Origin of the sequence: Saccharothrix variisporea (assembly GCF_003634995.1) — a bacterium.
Classification (GTDB): domain Bacteria; phylum Actinomycetota; class Actinomycetes; order Mycobacteriales; family Pseudonocardiaceae; genus Actinosynnema; species Actinosynnema variisporeum.
Window position 1 is genome coordinate 4,225,587 of sequence record NZ_RBXR01000001.1, and the last position, 14,451, is coordinate 4,240,037.

12 protein-coding genes are annotated in these 14,451 nt (G+C 73.5%); 7 read left to right on the top strand and 5 right to left on the bottom strand.

Features of this window, described 5'->3' with window-relative positions:
- Positions 1 to 2: 2 nt before the first annotated feature.
- The 4 genes from DFJ66_RS18665 to DFJ66_RS18680 form a co-directional block, all read right to left on the bottom strand.
- A complete protein-coding gene (locus DFJ66_RS18665) occupies positions 3 to 1,142 on the bottom strand; it encodes a Nif3-like dinuclear metal center hexameric protein (protein ID WP_121222773.1) in 1,140 nt (379 codons plus the stop codon).
- Positions 1,139 to 2,182, bottom strand: coding sequence for an Rv2231c family histidinol phosphate aminotransferase CobC (cobC, locus tag DFJ66_RS18670; protein WP_121222775.1), 1,044 nt, complete (start codon positions 2,180 to 2,182; stop codon positions 1,139 to 1,141). The genes DFJ66_RS18665 and cobC overlap by 4 nt, the downstream gene beginning before the upstream one ends.
- 55 nt (positions 2,183 to 2,237) lie before the next feature.
- Complete coding sequence (locus tag DFJ66_RS18675; protein ID WP_121222777.1) at positions 2,238 to 3,221, bottom strand: polyprenyl synthetase family protein; 984 nt, start codon at positions 3,219 to 3,221, stop codon at positions 2,238 to 2,240.
- A 242-nt stretch (positions 3,222 to 3,463) separates the two neighbouring features.
- A complete protein-coding gene (locus tag DFJ66_RS18680; RefSeq protein WP_121222779.1) occupies positions 3,464 to 3,919 on the bottom strand; it encodes a hypothetical protein in 456 nt (151 codons plus the stop codon).
- 128 nt (positions 3,920 to 4,047) lie between these two features.
- On the opposite strand from DFJ66_RS18680, the gene DFJ66_RS18685 reads away from it, so the two are divergent.
- The 4 genes from DFJ66_RS18685 to DFJ66_RS18700 are packed head-to-tail and all read left to right on the top strand — an operon-like array spanning position 4,048 to position 6,715.
- Positions 4,048 to 4,503, top strand: coding sequence for a low molecular weight protein-tyrosine-phosphatase (locus DFJ66_RS18685; protein ID WP_121231376.1), 456 nt, complete (start codon positions 4,048 to 4,050; stop codon positions 4,501 to 4,503).
- The gene (locus DFJ66_RS18690; RefSeq protein WP_121222781.1) at positions 4,500 to 5,330 is read left to right on the top strand and encodes a fructosamine kinase family protein; all 831 of its coding nucleotides are present in this window, start codon (positions 4,500 to 4,502) and stop codon (positions 5,328 to 5,330) included. Before DFJ66_RS18685 ends, DFJ66_RS18690 begins: the two co-directional genes overlap by 4 nt.
- Before the next feature lie 7 nt (positions 5,331 to 5,337).
- On the top strand, positions 5,338 to 5,901 hold the full coding sequence (locus tag DFJ66_RS18695; protein ID WP_121222783.1) for a DUF1349 domain-containing protein: 564 nt from the start codon (positions 5,338 to 5,340) through the stop codon (positions 5,899 to 5,901).
- A 16-nt stretch (positions 5,902 to 5,917) separates the two neighbouring features.
- The gene (locus DFJ66_RS18700; protein WP_170199520.1) at positions 5,918 to 6,715 is read left to right on the top strand and encodes an SURF1 family cytochrome oxidase biogenesis protein; all 798 of its coding nucleotides are present in this window, start codon (positions 5,918 to 5,920) and stop codon (positions 6,713 to 6,715) included.
- Here DFJ66_RS18700 and DFJ66_RS18705 read toward each other — a convergent pair.
- Positions 6,636 to 7,616, bottom strand: coding sequence for a cobalamin biosynthesis protein (locus DFJ66_RS18705; RefSeq protein ID WP_121222785.1), 981 nt, complete (start codon positions 7,614 to 7,616; stop codon positions 6,636 to 6,638). The two genes, DFJ66_RS18700 and DFJ66_RS18705, sit on opposite strands and share 80 nt — an antisense overlap.
- A gap of 51 nt (positions 7,617 to 7,667) precedes the next feature.
- Here DFJ66_RS18705 and DFJ66_RS18710 point away from each other — a divergent pair, with 51 nt between their 5' ends.
- The 3 genes from DFJ66_RS18710 to DFJ66_RS18720 are packed head-to-tail and all read left to right on the top strand — an operon-like array spanning position 7,668 to position 14,373.
- Positions 7,668 to 9,146, top strand: a complete 1,479-nt coding sequence (locus tag DFJ66_RS18710) for a DUF2397 domain-containing protein (protein WP_121222787.1) — start codon at positions 7,668 to 7,670, stop codon at positions 9,144 to 9,146.
- Positions 9,146 to 10,315 (top strand): TIGR02678 family protein, encoded by a 1,170-nt coding sequence (locus DFJ66_RS18715; protein WP_121222789.1) that lies wholly within the window; start codon positions 9,146 to 9,148, stop codon positions 10,313 to 10,315. The genes DFJ66_RS18710 and DFJ66_RS18715 overlap by 1 nt, the downstream gene beginning before the upstream one ends.
- Entirely contained in the window at positions 10,312 to 14,373 is a 4,062-nt protein-coding gene (locus tag DFJ66_RS18720) for a TIGR02680 family protein (RefSeq protein WP_121222791.1), read from the top strand. Before DFJ66_RS18715 ends, DFJ66_RS18720 begins: the two co-directional genes overlap by 4 nt.
- The last annotated feature ends 78 nt before the right edge of the window (positions 14,374 to 14,451 follow it).

Genomic DNA, 14,451 nt, shown 5'->3' on the forward strand with positions numbered 1-14,451 from the left:
TTTCAGCGCCCTCCAGTTCGGCTCGTCGCGCCGACGGTCCACGGGTCGGTCCGGCGGGTGGAGACGAGGACATCGACCGTACCGCCGAACGCGGCCCGCACGACGCCGGCCGCCTGGCCGCACCACGGCCACTCGCCGGCCCAGTGCGCCACGTCGACCAGCGCCGGACCGCCCCCGGCGACGTGCTCGCCCGCCGGGTGGTGGCGCAGGTCGGAGGTGACGTAAGCGTCGACGCCCGCGCGCGTCGCGGCGGACAGGTAGCTATCGCCCGCGCCACCGCACACGGCGACGGTCCGGATCGGCCGCTCCGGGTCGCCGGCGGCCCGCACGCCCCACTCGGTCGGGGGCAGGGCGTCGGCGACGCGCTGGGCGAACACGCGCAGCGGCTCGGGTTCGGGCAGCACGCCGATGCGGCCGATGCCGGTGTCCGACGGCAGCGCGGGGACCTCGTTCAGGTTGAACGCGACCTCTTCGTACGGGTGCGCGGCGCGCAGGGCCTTGACCACGTCGGCACGCAGGCGGCGGTCGAGCACCAGCTCGATCCGGGTCTCGGGGACGCGCTCCAGCTCACCGACGCTGCCGATGGCCGGGTTCGCGCCCTCGACCGGGCGGAACTGGCCGGTGCCGTCCACGGTCCACGCGGTGTCGCGGTAGTCGCCGATCGCGCCCGCGCCGGCGGCGTGCAGGGCGTCGAGCACCTTCCCGGCGTCGGGCACGGGCACGTAGGTGGTCAGCACGTCCAGCTCGCGGCCGGGGTTCGGGGTGAGCGGCCCGGTCACCTGCAGGCCGATGGCCTGCGCCAACGCGTCGGACACGCCGGGGTTGGCGGCGTCGGCGTTGGTGTGGGCGGTGTAGAGGGCGACGCCGGACCGGATGAGCCGGTGCACCAGCGCGCCCTTCGGGTCGTCGGCCGGGACGCCGGTCACGCCGCGCAGCAGCAGCGGGTGGTGGGCGACCAGCAGTTGCGCGCCGACCTCGACCGCCTCGTCCACAGTGGACTTGTCGGCGTCCACGCAGAACAGCACGCGGGACACCGGTTCGGAGCGGTCGCCGCACACCAGGCCCACCGCGTCCCACGACTCGGCGGTCGCGGGCGGGTAGGCGCGTTCCAGGGCGGCGAGGACGTCGCCGAGCGTGGTCACCGTTCCTCCAGCACGACTCGCAGGGCGTCCACCAGCAGCGCGAACTCCTCGGGCGCGCGCACGGCGACGCGGAGGTGGTCGCGGGTGAGACCGGGGAACGTGTCCCCGCGCCGCACGGCGATCCCCTTGTCCCGCAACGCCAGCCGCACCCGTTCCCCGTCCGGCACGCGCAGCAGCGCGAACGGCGCGTCCGGCGGGACGACCACCAGGTCGCCCAGGGCCTCCACCGCGTGCCGGGTGTGCTCCTGGCACTCGACGGCCAAGGCCTCCGCTTCGGCGACGGCGGCCGGCTCGCAGCACGCCGTGACCGCTTCCAGCACGAAGCTGCTCACCGGCCACTGTGGACGGTGCAGGTCCAGCCTCGCCAGCAGTTCCGGCGCGCCGAGCACGTACCCGGCACGCAGACCCGCCAGGCCCCACGTCTTGGTCAGACTGCGCAGCACCAGCAGACCCGGGATGTCACCGCGCCCGGCCAACGACTCCGGCTCGCCGGGAACCGTGTCAGCGAACGCCTCGTCCACCACCACGATGCGCCCCGGCCGGCTCAGCGAGGCCACCACGTCGGCCGGGTGCAGCACGGACGTCGGGTTGGTCGGGTTGCCGACCACCACCAGGTCCGCGTCGTCGGGCACCAGCCCCGGCCGCAGCCGGTAGCCGTCGGCGGCCGACAGGTGGACCCGGTGCACCGGCACACCCGCGTCCCGCAACGCCACCTCGGGCTCGGTGAACGACGGGTGCACCACGGCCGCCAACGACGGGTGCAGCGACGGCAGCAGCGCGAACCCCTCCGCCGCTCCGGCCAGGATGAGGACCTCGTCGGGCCGGCGCCCGTGCCGAGCGGCGACGGTCTCGCGTGCGACGCGGTCCGCGTCGGCGCTGGGGTAGGAGCCGAGCCGGTCGAGCACCGCCGCGAGCCGGTCCTTCAGCCATGCGGGCGGGGCGGGCATCCGGACGTTCACGGCGAAGTCGACAAGGCCGGGGGCCGCGTCGACGTCCCCGTGGTGGCGCAGCAGCGCCCGGCCCGAATCCTGGCTGGTCATCGGCGGAAGTCTAGGCGATCCACCACCGCTGACCGGCGAGCGGGGAGCCGGCGGATCAGGCGATGCGGGAGGCCGCCCAGTCCAGGTAGGCGCCGGGCAGTTCGCGCAGCACGCCCAACGCGTCGGACTCCGGCAGGTCCGGCAGCGCGTGCACCGTCTGGGCCGCCAGGCTGGTGCAGTACGCCAGCGTGTCCGGCACCAGGCTGGATGTTCGCAACTCCCGCAGCAGGTCGGACACCTCGCTGTCGGTCAGCTCACGCCCGCGCGCCGCCAGCAGGTCCCGCTGCCCGTCGGTGACCGCGCGCAGCAGCGGGAACGTGTACACGCCCTGGCGGACGTCGTTGCCGGCGGGCTTGCCCAGGCGTTCGGTGGTGGACGCCAGGTCGAGCAGGTCGTCCAGGATCTGGAACAGCAGCCCGAAGTGCGCCCCGTACTCCGACATCCGCACGGTCGCCTCCTCGTCCGCGTCGGCGACGTGCGCGGCCAGCACGCAGCCCACCCGGAACAGCGCGCCGGTCTTCAACGCGATGGAGCGCAACGCGTTCTCCGGTGTCCGGTGCGGGTCGAACAGGTCGAGGACCTCCAGCACCTGACCCTCGACCAGGTCCGCGACGGCCTCGGCGAGCCGGCCCGCCGCGTACGGCGAGATCTGCTCCAGCGCCGCCTGGCTGGCCCGCGCCAGCATGAAGTCGCCCACCAGCACGGCCGGACCGGCGCCCCACTCGGCGTTGACGGTGCGCACGCCGCGCCGCTCGACGGCGTTGTCCATCAGGTCGTCGTGCACCAGCGAACCGGCGTGCAGCAGCTCGACGCACGCCGCCGACGTGACCGCCTTCGGGTCGATCCGCCCGGACAGGGCCAGCGAGCCGGCCAGGATCAGGACGGAACGCAGGCGTTTGCCGCCGGCGGCGGTGATGCGGCCGGAGAACGTGTTGACGATCGGCAGGGTGGACGACGTCGCCAGCCGCCGGATCTCGTCCTCGACCACCGGCAGCGCGTCGGCGAGCGCCGGGATGGTCGGCATGGTCGTGGTGCTCACACGTCGATCGTCGCGCGGCCCCGCTGAGAGGGGGCTGAGATGCCGCGACCCGCTGAGAGGCGGCTGAGAACTACAGCATCGAGGCCGCCACCGCGATCAACACCAGGAGAACGCACAGCACCCAATGCCACCGCATCGGCGGACGTGCGTCATGGGCCGCGAAGTCCCTCATGGGTTCGCTCAGGTCCTCTCCCCGAGGATTTACCACTACAACCAGGACTTCGCGCGAAATGCGCCGAACGTTACCCCTGATCGCGTTTGCGGAGGTTTGCGTCGAGTTCGGAGATCAGCTTCGCCCGCTCGCGTCTGGCCTGCTCACGGTCCTTGTGGTCACGCACGAGCGCCACCACGTCACGCTCCGAGTAACCGGCGGATTCCCGGTAGAAAGCGTCCTCGAACCACCACCAGGAACGCAGACCCACCCGCGCGACACGCACCGGCTGCACACGCCTGCGCACGTCCAGTGACGAGAAGTCCGCGATTCGCGTCGGAGGGCATCCGGTGGCGACGAAGAAATGTCGTTTCCGGAACAGGAACCCGCGATCGGTGAAGAAGCCGGCGTTGGGATCGGACCGCAGCCCGCGCTCGACCGCGCCGGACGGGCGGGGCCGGGCGAACACGGGCGTCTCCGGCCACGACCGCTGCCACCACGAGAGCGCGGCGAACACCGCCGCGCCCGCGCACAGCAGCAGCACCACGCCGACAACGCCTGACATCGAAGTCCCCCAACGAGCCGGTGGGTCCGATGGTCGTGCGCGCCGGACGTCGGAGTCCAGAACCCTCACCCGGAGCGCCCAACCTGGCAGACTCGTCCGCCGTGGCACTCCTGCATGTGACCTTCATCTGCACCGGCAACATCTGTCGCTCCCCGGTGGCCGCGATCATATTCCGCGAGCACCTGCGGCGGGCCGGGTTGGGTGATCACGTCACCGTCACCAGCGCGGGCACCGGCGGCTGGCACGTCGGCGACCCGGCCGACCCGCGTGCGGCGAAGTCGTTGGCGGACAACGGTTATCCCACCGAGCACACGGCCGCCCAGGTGGACGAGAACCACCTCGACGCCGACCTGCTGGTCGCGCTGGACTCCGGTCACGCCCGCGCGCTGCGGCGGATGCTCGGGGACGGGGAGCGGGTGCGGCTGCTGCGCTCGTTCGACCCGGACGCGGACGGTCTGGACGTGCCCGACCCGTACTACGGCGACAAGGCCGGCTTCGACCTGGTGATCGCCCAGGTGGAGGCGGCGATGCCGGGCTTGATCGCTTGGGTGCGGGAGAACATGTGAACGCCGGCCAAGCCGCCGCCGAGCTGACCGGGGTCCGGGCGGTGGAGGTGCGGCACCTCGGCAACTCCGTCTTCGAAGTGGACCTCGAAGACGGCGACCTCGTGGTGGTCAAGCGGCACGACGACCCGAACGCCGTGCTCGCCGAGGCCAAGTCCCTGGAGTGGCTGGCCGAGCCCGAGGGGCCGCCGGTGCCGGGCGTGCGCGCTCACGGCGAGAACTGGCTGGTCATGGACCAGGTCGAGCGTGGGGCACCTTCACCAGAAGCCGCCGAGGAGTTCGGGCGCAGGCTCGCCGCCCTCCACGCCACCGGGGCACCCGCGTTCGGCGCTCCCCCGCCCGACGGACCGGAGAACGCGTCGATCGGGCTCGCGCCGATGCTCAACCGGCCGCACGCGAGCTGGGCCGACTGGTTCAAGGCCGACCGGATCGACTTCTACCTGCGCAAAGCCGTCGACCAGGGCGAGCTGACCCCGGACCAGGCCCGGGTCGTGGAGGCCGTGCGGGTCGAAGCGCCCGACGAGCCTCCGGCCCGGCTGCACGGCGACCTGTGGAACGGCAACGTCCACTGGGCCGCCGACGGGCGCGCCTGGCTGATCGACCCGGCCGCCCACGGCGGGCACCGGGAGAGCGACCTGGCCATGCTGCACCTGTTCGGCTGCACCCACCTGGACCGCATCGTCGCCGCCTACCAGGAGGTCACGCCGTTGGCGGACGGCTGGCGCGACCGGATCCCGCTGCACCAGCTGTTCCCGCTGCTGGTCCACGTGGCGCTCTTCGGCGGCAGCTACGTGCAACAGACCCTGGCCGCCGCCCGCGCGCTGCCATGATGAGCCCATGGGGATCTCGGCGTTCGACCGCGACGACTGGCAGTGGCTCAACGAGCCCGCCTCCTGGTCCGACCAGGGCGGCCTGACCTTCACCACCGACCCGGACACGGACTTCTGGCGCACCACCCACTACGGGTACGCCCGGGACACCGGGCACGTGCTGGGCGTCCCGCTGACCGGCGACTTCAGCCTGCTGGCCTCCTTCACCGCCGACTACGCCACCCAGTACGACCAGGCGGGCATCGCGCTGCGGGTCGACGAGCGGAACTGGATCAAGGCGGGCGTCGAGCTGGTGGACGAGGAGTTCCAGATCAGCACGGTCGTCACGCGCGACTTCTCGGACTGGTCGGTCGTCTCGGTCGGGCGGGTCACCCGCGTGACGGTCTCCGCCACGCGTGAGGGCGACGCGGTGACCATCCGGTACGGCCTGGGCGACGACGAGCCGACCACCATGCTGCGCCTGGCGTACTTCCCGCCCGACGTGACCGTGCTGGCCGGGGTGATGGCGGCGGCGCCGACCGGGCCCGGTTTCGCCGCGCGGTTCGACCGGGTGCAGGTCACAACGGCCTAGGGCTTACCGTGGAACGGTGCGGTTGAGCTTCCTGTTGCGGCCCGGCTGGCTCGCGTTGACGCTGGCGGTCTGGGTGTTCGCGGGCGCGTGCTTCGCGCTGCTCGCGCCGTGGCAGTTCAGCCGCGACGCCGAGCGCGAGGCCCAGAACAACGCCGTGACCTCGTCCATCCGCGACGAGCCGGTGCCGGTCGCGCGGGTGCTGGGCGAGCCGAACTCGGCCAACGAGTGGCGCCGGGTCACGATGACCGGCCGGTACCTGCCCGAGGGGCAGGCGGTGGCGCGGCTGCGGACCGTGCAGGGCGAGGCGGCGTCCGAGGTGCTGACCCCGTTCCGGCTGGACAGCGGCGAGACCGTGCTGGTCGACCGCGGGTACGTGCGGCCGGTGAACGGCCTGAAGGTGCCGGAGCTCAAGCCCGTGCCCACGGGCACCGTGACGCTGGTCGCCTGGGTGCGCGCCGGGGAGAACGACAACCGGGACGCCATCGAACGCGACGGCCACCGCGAGGTGTACGCGATCAACTCCGCCGTCGTCGGACGGGCCGCGGGCCTGGACATCCGTCCCGGCTACTTCCAGCTCACCGAGGGCCAGCCCGGCCTGGAAGAGGCGCTGCCGCTGCCCAAGCTGGACGCGGGACCGTTCTTCTCCTACGCCCTGCAGTGGATCGCGTTCGGCGCGATGGCGCTGGCCGGCTGGCTGTACTTCACCGTCCGCGAGGCCCGGCCGGGCGGCGCCCTCAGCGAGCCGAAGCCGAAGCGGAAGTCCGTCGCCGAGATGCTCGCCGAGGACGAAGCAGGAGCGCCAACGCCGAGGTGACGACGGCGGCACCAGCGCCGACCACCCGCGACAGCTCCACCGCCCGGGTCACGTGGCCCGCGTCCGGGTTGCGGCCGTGGCCGAGCACCGGGCGGTCCTCCGCGCCGTGCGAGTACACCGTGCGGCCACCCAGCCGGATCTCCAGCGCGCCCGCGAACGCCGCCTCGACCTGGCCCGCGTTGGGGCTCGGGTGCGCGGAGGCGTCCCGCCGCCACGTCCGCCACGCCTCGCCGCCCGACCCGCCGACCACCGGCGCACCGGCCGTGGTGAGCAGGGCCGCGAGCCGGGACGGGATCAGGTTGGCCACGTCGTCCAGCCGCGCGGACGCCCAGCCGAAGCGGGTGTACCGGGCGTTCTTGTGGCCGACCATCGCGTCCAGGGTGTTCGCCGCGCGGTAGCCGAGCAGGCCCGGCACGCCGGCGACCGCGCCCCAGAACAGCGGGGCGACCACGGCGTCGGACGTGTTCTCCGCCACGGACTCGACGGTCGCCTTGGCCAGGCCCAGGGTGTCCAGGCGGGCGGGTTCCCGGCCGCACAGGTTGGGCAGGCGGTGGCGTGCGGCGGCCAGGTCGCCGCCGTCCAGTTCCCGGCCCATCGCGGTGCCCTCGTCGGCCAGCGACGAGCCACCCAGCACCGCCCACGTGGCGGCGGCGGTGGTCACGGCCTGGAGCACGGGGTGCTTGCGGCCTGCTCGTTCGACGGCGACGCCGGCCAGCACCGTGCCGCCGACGAGCGCGGCGGTGTAGGCGACACCGGCGGCCTTGTGGTCGCGGTAGAGCTTGTGTTCGAGCGCCGCGGCGACCCGACCGAATCCCGCTACCGGGTGAAACCTGCGGGGGTCCCCGAACACCGCGTCGGCGGCCACCCCCAGCACCAACCCGACCGCGCGTCCCACACTCACGGTGGCACGGTATCCCGCGGGGAGTCGGTGCCCCGCATTAGGGTGCCTCCCGTGGAACCGGCCCGCCTGAAGCTCTACGCGTACCTGGACGCCCGTGATCACCAGCGCACCTACCTGGCGATCATGCGGCTGTTCACGTCCACGCTGCTGGCCGACCTGTCCGCGGGCGAGGTCGCGGGCGCGCTGGCCGGCGCCGAGCGGGAGGGTCGGGTCGAGCCGGGCGAGTCGCGCATCGAGAACGTGATCAACCGGCTCAAGCAGCTCGTCGAGTGGGGCAACCTGGTGCAGGGGCGGCGCGAGGTGGTGGCGTCCAGCATCGCCGAGTTCCAGCACGGCAGCGTGCGCTACCAGGTGTCCAAGCTGGCCGTGCGCGTGCAGCGGGACGTGGACGAGCTGCTGCGCGTGCCGGAAGGCGCGCGGGAGGTGTCGCGGGAGCTGCTGCCGGCCGTCGAGCGCGGCTTGGGCGCCTTGGGGCACACGTTGTCCGAGGCGCTGATGAGCGAGGGCCGCCGACCCCGCGAGGTGCTGGCCGAGCAGGTCACCACGCTGTTCCTCCAGCACGCCGAGCTGGCCGCCACGGTCCGCGACTTCTACGCCTACCTGGGGCAGGTCGTGACCCGGCACCACCTGGCGCCCGAGGAGATCTCCGGCTTCCGCAACCTGCTGGTCGAGTACATCCAGATGGTCGTGGAGGACGTGCTGCGGCACACCCCCGCCATCGCCGAGGCCCTGGCCCGGTTGAACGGGGCGCGCACCGAGCTGCTGCGTCTGCTGGGCCGCGCCGACCTGGGCGAACGGGTCGAACGGGCCCGCGGGCGCACCGATGCGGACTGGCAGGAGCTGACCGACTGGTTCGTGGACCGGCCCGGCCGCCCGAGCCAGGTCACGGCCCTGCGGGAAGCGACCGCGCGGGCCATCGGGTCGCTGCTGGCCAGCGTGAAGCGGGCCACCTCCGGCGGCGGGCTGCTGCCGTCCCGCCGCGCGGACCTGCTCAAACTCGCCGCCTGGTTCGACGCGGGCACCCGGTCGCAGGCGCACACCCTGTACGCGGCGGCGTTCGGGCTGCACTCGGCGCGGCACCTGTCCCCCGCGCCCGAGCACGACAGCGACAACGAGCGCACGCCGTGGCGCGACGGCCCGGTGGTGGACGTGACGGTCAGCGTGCGCAGCCGCGCCGACCGGGCGGGCCGCGGCAAGACCTCGCGCATCCTGGACGACCCGATGACCGAGCAGTCCCTGCTGGCCGAGGCCCGGGAGGCCGACGAGCGGCGGGCGGCGTCGGTGGCCGAACTCTCCCGTGCCGCCCCTCGGCTGGCCACGACGACGTTGTCCGGCGAGGCCCTGGGCGTGCTGTGCGAACTGCTCACCCTCGCGATGGCGCAGCGCGACACGGCCACGGACTCCGGGTCGGCCACGGATCCCGTGCGCGGCCTGCGGGTCACCGTGGCGCACGCGCCGGGCCAGTCGGCGGTGGTGCGCTCGCACGGCGGGACGTTGACCCTGCACGACTCGACGTTGGTGCTGGACTGATGTTCGACGACCTCTCCGACATCGACGCCGCCAACGTCGTCCGCTGCGCCCGGACGCTCCTGCGGCGGCCCTTGCTGCGCGCCGACGGGCCGGACGGCGAGCTCGTGTCCCTGGTGTACCGGCACCGGTTCGTGCTCCAGGACCTGTTCGCGCGGCTGCTGGGCTACCGGCTGGTGGTGGAGCGGCGGTTCGCCCGGCTCTACAAGGCCGGTCCCGGCGAGGACGACTCGCGCGGCGTGCTGGGGCTGTCGCCGCGCGGGTACGCCTACGTGGCGCTGACCATGGCCGTGCTGATCGGCATCGGTCGGCAGACACTGCTGTCCCGCCTGGTCGCGGACGTGCGGGCGGCGGCGGTGGAGGCGGGTCTCGAGGTCGTGGACGACGTGGTGGACCGGCGGGCGCTGACGGCGGCGCTGCGGCACCTGGTGTCGTTGGGCGTGCTGCACGAGACCGAGGGCACGGTCGACATGCAGACCGAGGCCCTGATCACCGTGGACACCGACCTGCTGGGCCAGTTGCTGACCGGTCCGGTGGGCGAGGCGTCCTCGCCGGAGCGGCTGGTGGAGCTGGCGGCCCGGACCGGCCCGCGCGGGGTGGAGCACGCGGTGCGGCGCAAGCTGGTGGAGAACCCCGTCGTGCTGTACGCGGACCTGCCGCCGGAGCAGGCCGAGTGGCTGCGGCGCAACCAGCGCAAGGAATCCGTGCTGCTGGAGACGACCTTCGGGCTGTACACGGAGAGCCGGTCCGAGGGCGTGCTGGCCGCCGACCCCGAGGACTACCTGACCGACCTGTACTTCCCCGGCACGTCGACCGTGGCGCGGTTGGCGCTGCTGGCCCTGCCGTCGCTGCTGGAGGACGAGCCCCGGGCGGACGGGCGGCACCCCGTGGCGCGTGAGCGGCTGGTCGAGGTGTGCGGCGGCTTGGTGGAGGACTACCCGGCGGCGTGGTCGAAGCAGTTCACCGACGACCTGGACCGGTTGGCCGACGAGGTGCTGGAACTGCTGCGGCGCATGGGGCTGGCGGTGTCCACTGAGGACGGTTGGCTGCTCAACGCCGCCGCCCACCGGTGGTTGCCGCAGCCCGACGGTGACCCGGAACGTGAAGTGGAGCAGCCGGTCGTGGTGCCCGAGGTGCCGAGCTGGTCGTTGTTCGATGAGGAGAGCGTGTGAACAGGTGGCGGCTGCACCGCGGCGGCATCGTCAACATCTGGCAGTACACCGAGCAGACGTTCGACTTCTCCGGTGGCCGCGCGATCTTCCAGGGCACCAACGGGTCCGGCAAGTCGCGCACCCTGGAGCTGTTGCTGCCGCTGTGCCTGGACGGCGACCTGCGGCAGGTCGGCTCGAAGGGCTTCGACACGGTGTCGCTGCGCCGGCTCATGCTCGACGACTACGACGGCGGGCCCAACCGCATCGGGTACGCGTGGGTCGAACTCGTGCGCGGTGACGACGAGTACCTGACGTGCGGGCTGGGCGTGAAGGCGTCCAAGACGTCCCAGGCGATCACCGACTCGTGGCGGTTCGTGACGTCCCGGCGGGTCGGTCACGACCTCACGTTGGTCGGCGCGGAGCGGACGCCGCTCGGACCCGCCCAGCTGCGAGACCTGATCGGCGCGGACTGCGTGCTGGAAGAGGCCGCGTTCCGCGCGAAGATCGCCGAGACCGTGTACGGGGTGCCCGCCGCCCGGTACGGCGACCTGCTGCACCTCCAGCGGACCCTGCGCAACCCCGACGTCGGGTTGAAGGTCTTGGAGGGGCAGCTGGAGCAGATCCTGTCCGACGCCCTGCCACCGCTGGACCAGGCGATGGTGGAGCAGCTGGCGACGTCGTTCGACGACCTGGAGTCGATCCGGGAGAACATCGTGCGGCTGTCGTCGGCGGACGCGGCGCTCGGGACGTTCCTCAAAACGTACTCGGACTACGCCTTCGGCGGCCTGCGCGCGTCGGCCGAGCGGTTGGGGTCGGCCGAGGACTCGGTGCGCAAGCTGGAGCGGGCGTCGGCCAAGCTGTCGGCGTCGTTGACGGAGACCCTCGCCGAGCGGGCCGCCGCCGAGGCGTCGCTGGAGGCGCTGGAATCCGGTGAGCAGCAGGCCGAGGAGACCATCGGGGCGCTGAAGGAGCTGCCCGCCTTCCGCGACCTCCAGGACCTCCAGACCCGCGAGAAGCTGGTCGCGGAGAAGCGGTCCTCGGCCATCGCGGCGCTGGAGATGGCCGGCAAGCAGCGGTCGCAGGAGGACGGCGCGGTCGACGGCGTGCTCCGCCTGCTGCGCCGCCTGGCCGACGACCTGTCCGCGGCCGACGAGCTGGTCGAACCCCTGCGCCACCACCTGCGCGTGGCAGGCCTGGACCCGGCCCTGGTCCCGGACGTGCCCCGGGTGCCGGTGCTGGAGCCCGAGGTCCGCACGGAGTCCGTCCGCGCCAAGCCGGACCCCGAGGCCGAGCCGCTGCCCATCGAACGTCGCCTGCCGCCGTCGGTGCCGGACCTGGACCTGTCCGCCGCCGACCGCACCGGCGAGATCGCCTCCCTGGCCCGCCGGCGGGGAGCTCTCGCGCTGGCCCTGCACCGGCAGGCGGAGGAGCTGGAAGCCGCCCAGCGCAAGGTGGACGCCCTCCACCAGACCGCCCGCGACGCCCAGCAGAGCGCGACCGAGGCGGCGGCCCTGCGCAACCAGGAGGCCCAGGAACTCGCCGAAGTGGCCCTGACCTGGCTGGACGAGGTCCGCGCGTGGCAGGACTCCGCACCCGCCCGCCCCGCCGAGGACCTGCCCCTCCCCGCGTCGGTGGACCCCACAGCGGCTCGCAAGCTGACCACGGCGGCCCGCGACTGGGTCGGCCCGCTGGTCACCGCGGCCCGCGAAACCGCCCACGCCGCCACGGTCCGCCGTGCCGAACTGCACACGGCCATCGACGCACTCGACGCCGAACTCGCCGGCCTCCGCTCCGGCACCTCCCGCTCCCCGGAGCCGGGCCGCTTCGCCACCGCCGCACGGGACTCCGCGGCCGGGTCACCGTTCTACCGCCTGGTCGACTTCGCCCCCGCCGTGCCCGAGTCGGACCGCGCGGGCATCGAAGCAGCGTTGGAAGCCTCGGGCCTCCTAGACGCCTGGGTGACCACCGCGGGCACCCTCGACACGCAGCCCACCCCTGAAGGCGCGGACCCCGCCGGTTCGGCCTCGTCGCCGGGTGGGGTGGTCGCCGTGGCGCGCGAGCCGGTCGCCGGGCCGTCGTTGGCGTCGGTGCTGGTGCCCGCCGTGGACCCCAGCTCCCCGGTCCCGGCGGACGTCGTGGCGGCGCTGCTGGCGTCGGTGTCCCTGAACCCGGCCGAGGGCGCCTTCGCGGTCGCGGCCGACGGCCGGTGGACCGCGGGCGTGCTGACCGGCTCCTGGCACAAGGACGCGGCCGAGTTCATCGGCGCCGGAGCCCGCGACGCCGCCCGCCGGCGCCGCATCGCCGAACTGGAGGACGAGCTCGCCGCCCTCCGGTCCGAACTGGGCACCGCCGAAGCCGACCTGGCCGCCGCGCACGGCCTGGTCGGCCAGTGGGAAGCACACCTGGACCGCTTCCCCACCGACCGCGTGCTGGTCGCCAAGCACGGCCGCCTCCAGGCCGCCCAGGAGTCCGCCGACCGCGCCGCCACACGTGCCGCCGACCTGCGTGCCGAGCTGGAATCCGCGCAGGTCCGGGGCGAGGCCGCGCACGCCGAGGTCGTGCGCCAAGCCGGTGACGCCGGGCTCCCCGCCACCACCGAAGGCCTCCGCCAGGCCCAGGACGCCGCCGCGGAGGCCCAGCGGACCGCCGACCGCCTCGGTGACGTCCTCCGCCGCCAGTGCCACGCCACCCTGGCCGACCTCACCGACGCCGGCCACCGCTACCACTCGGCGGTCGAGGACCGGGTGGCCGCCGAGTCCGACGCCGAGGCGCGCTGCGTGGACTACGCGACCCAGGCGAGCACGTTGGCCGAGCTCACCGACGCCATCGGCGGCGAAGCCAAGGAGATCGCCACCCAGCTGTCCACCCTGGAGCGCTCCCGCCGGGAGATGCGGGACGAACTGAAGGGCGTCCGGGAACGCGTCGCGTCCGCCCGCGAGCAAGCGGCGAAGCTGTCCGCCCAGCTCGACACCGCCGCCGAACAGCTGGCGTCCGCGCAGGACGCCCGGGCGCGGGCGGTCGAGCAGTTCAAGGCCACCATCGCCGCACCCGGTGTGCTGGTCGCGGCACTGCCGGACGTGCCGGAGGACGTCGAGTCGGTGCGCGCGGCCCTGACCATGTCCGACCGGCGCGGCGCGGGCGAGGCGACGGTGATCACCAAGCTCCAGGCGTTGCAGACGGCGCTCGCGGGCAGCCACGACATCGCCGCCGAACAGCACGAGGGTCTGCTGACGGTGACCGTGACCGGCGAGGAAGGCGCGCGCCCGGTCGCGGTGGCTGCCCGGCAGGTGACCGCGAAACTGGCGGAACAGCGCGGTTTCCTGGACGAGCGGTACCAGAACATCTTCGCCGACTACCTCATCCGCGACCTCGCCGAGTGGCTGCGCGGGCAGATCGCGGTGGCCGAGGACCTGTGCCGGCGGATGAACGAGGTGCTCGGCCGGGCGCGGTCGTCGCAGGGCGTGCACGTGAAGCTGGCGTGGAAGCCGTCCGCGGCGCTGGAGGAGGAGACCCGGGACGCGCTCGCGCTGGTCCGGCTGCCCTACGCGGACCGCAACCCCGAGCAGGACGCCGTGCTGCGACGGGTGTTCACCGAGCGCATCGAGGCCGAGCGGGACGCCCACTCCGGCAGCTACGCGGAGATCCTGTCGCGCGCCCTGGACTACCGGACGTGGCACCAGTTCACCGTGACCGTCGCGGACACCGGTCCCGACGGCAACCCGCGTGAGCGACGGCTGCGGCAGCTGTCCTCCGGCGAGACGCGGCTGATCTCGTACGTCACCCTGTTCGCGGCGGCGGCGTCGTTCTACGACGCGGTGACCGGCGACTTCGCGCCGTTGCGGCTGGTGCTGCTGGACGAGGCGTTCGAGCGGCTGGACGACCCGACCATCGCGCGCATGCTGGGTCTGCTCGTGGACCTCGACATGGACTGGGTCATCACCTGGCCCAGCGGGTGGGGCGTGTCGGACAAGATCCCCCGCATGCACATCTACGACGTGCTCCGCCCCAAGAACGGCCGCGGCGTGGCCTGCACCCAAACCACCTGGGACGGCGCCGCCCTGGACCGCATCGACCCCTGACCCGCGACCACCCGGGTCGGCCCGCCCACCACGGCACCGACCCGGGTCACGCTGCCGACTCCGACACTCACCGGGGGC

Coding starts and splice junctions, on each gene's coding strand:
- cobC (WP_121222775.1), bottom strand. CDS start 2,182: ATGACCAGCCAGGATTCGGGCCGGGCGCTGCTGCGCCACCACGGGGAC.
- DFJ66_RS18695 (WP_121222783.1), top strand. CDS start 5,338: ATGGGGATCTCGGCGTTCGACCGCGACGACTGGCAGTGGCTCAACGAG.
- DFJ66_RS18715 (WP_121222789.1), top strand. CDS start 9,146: ATGTTCGACGACCTCTCCGACATCGACGCCGCCAACGTCGTCCGCTGC.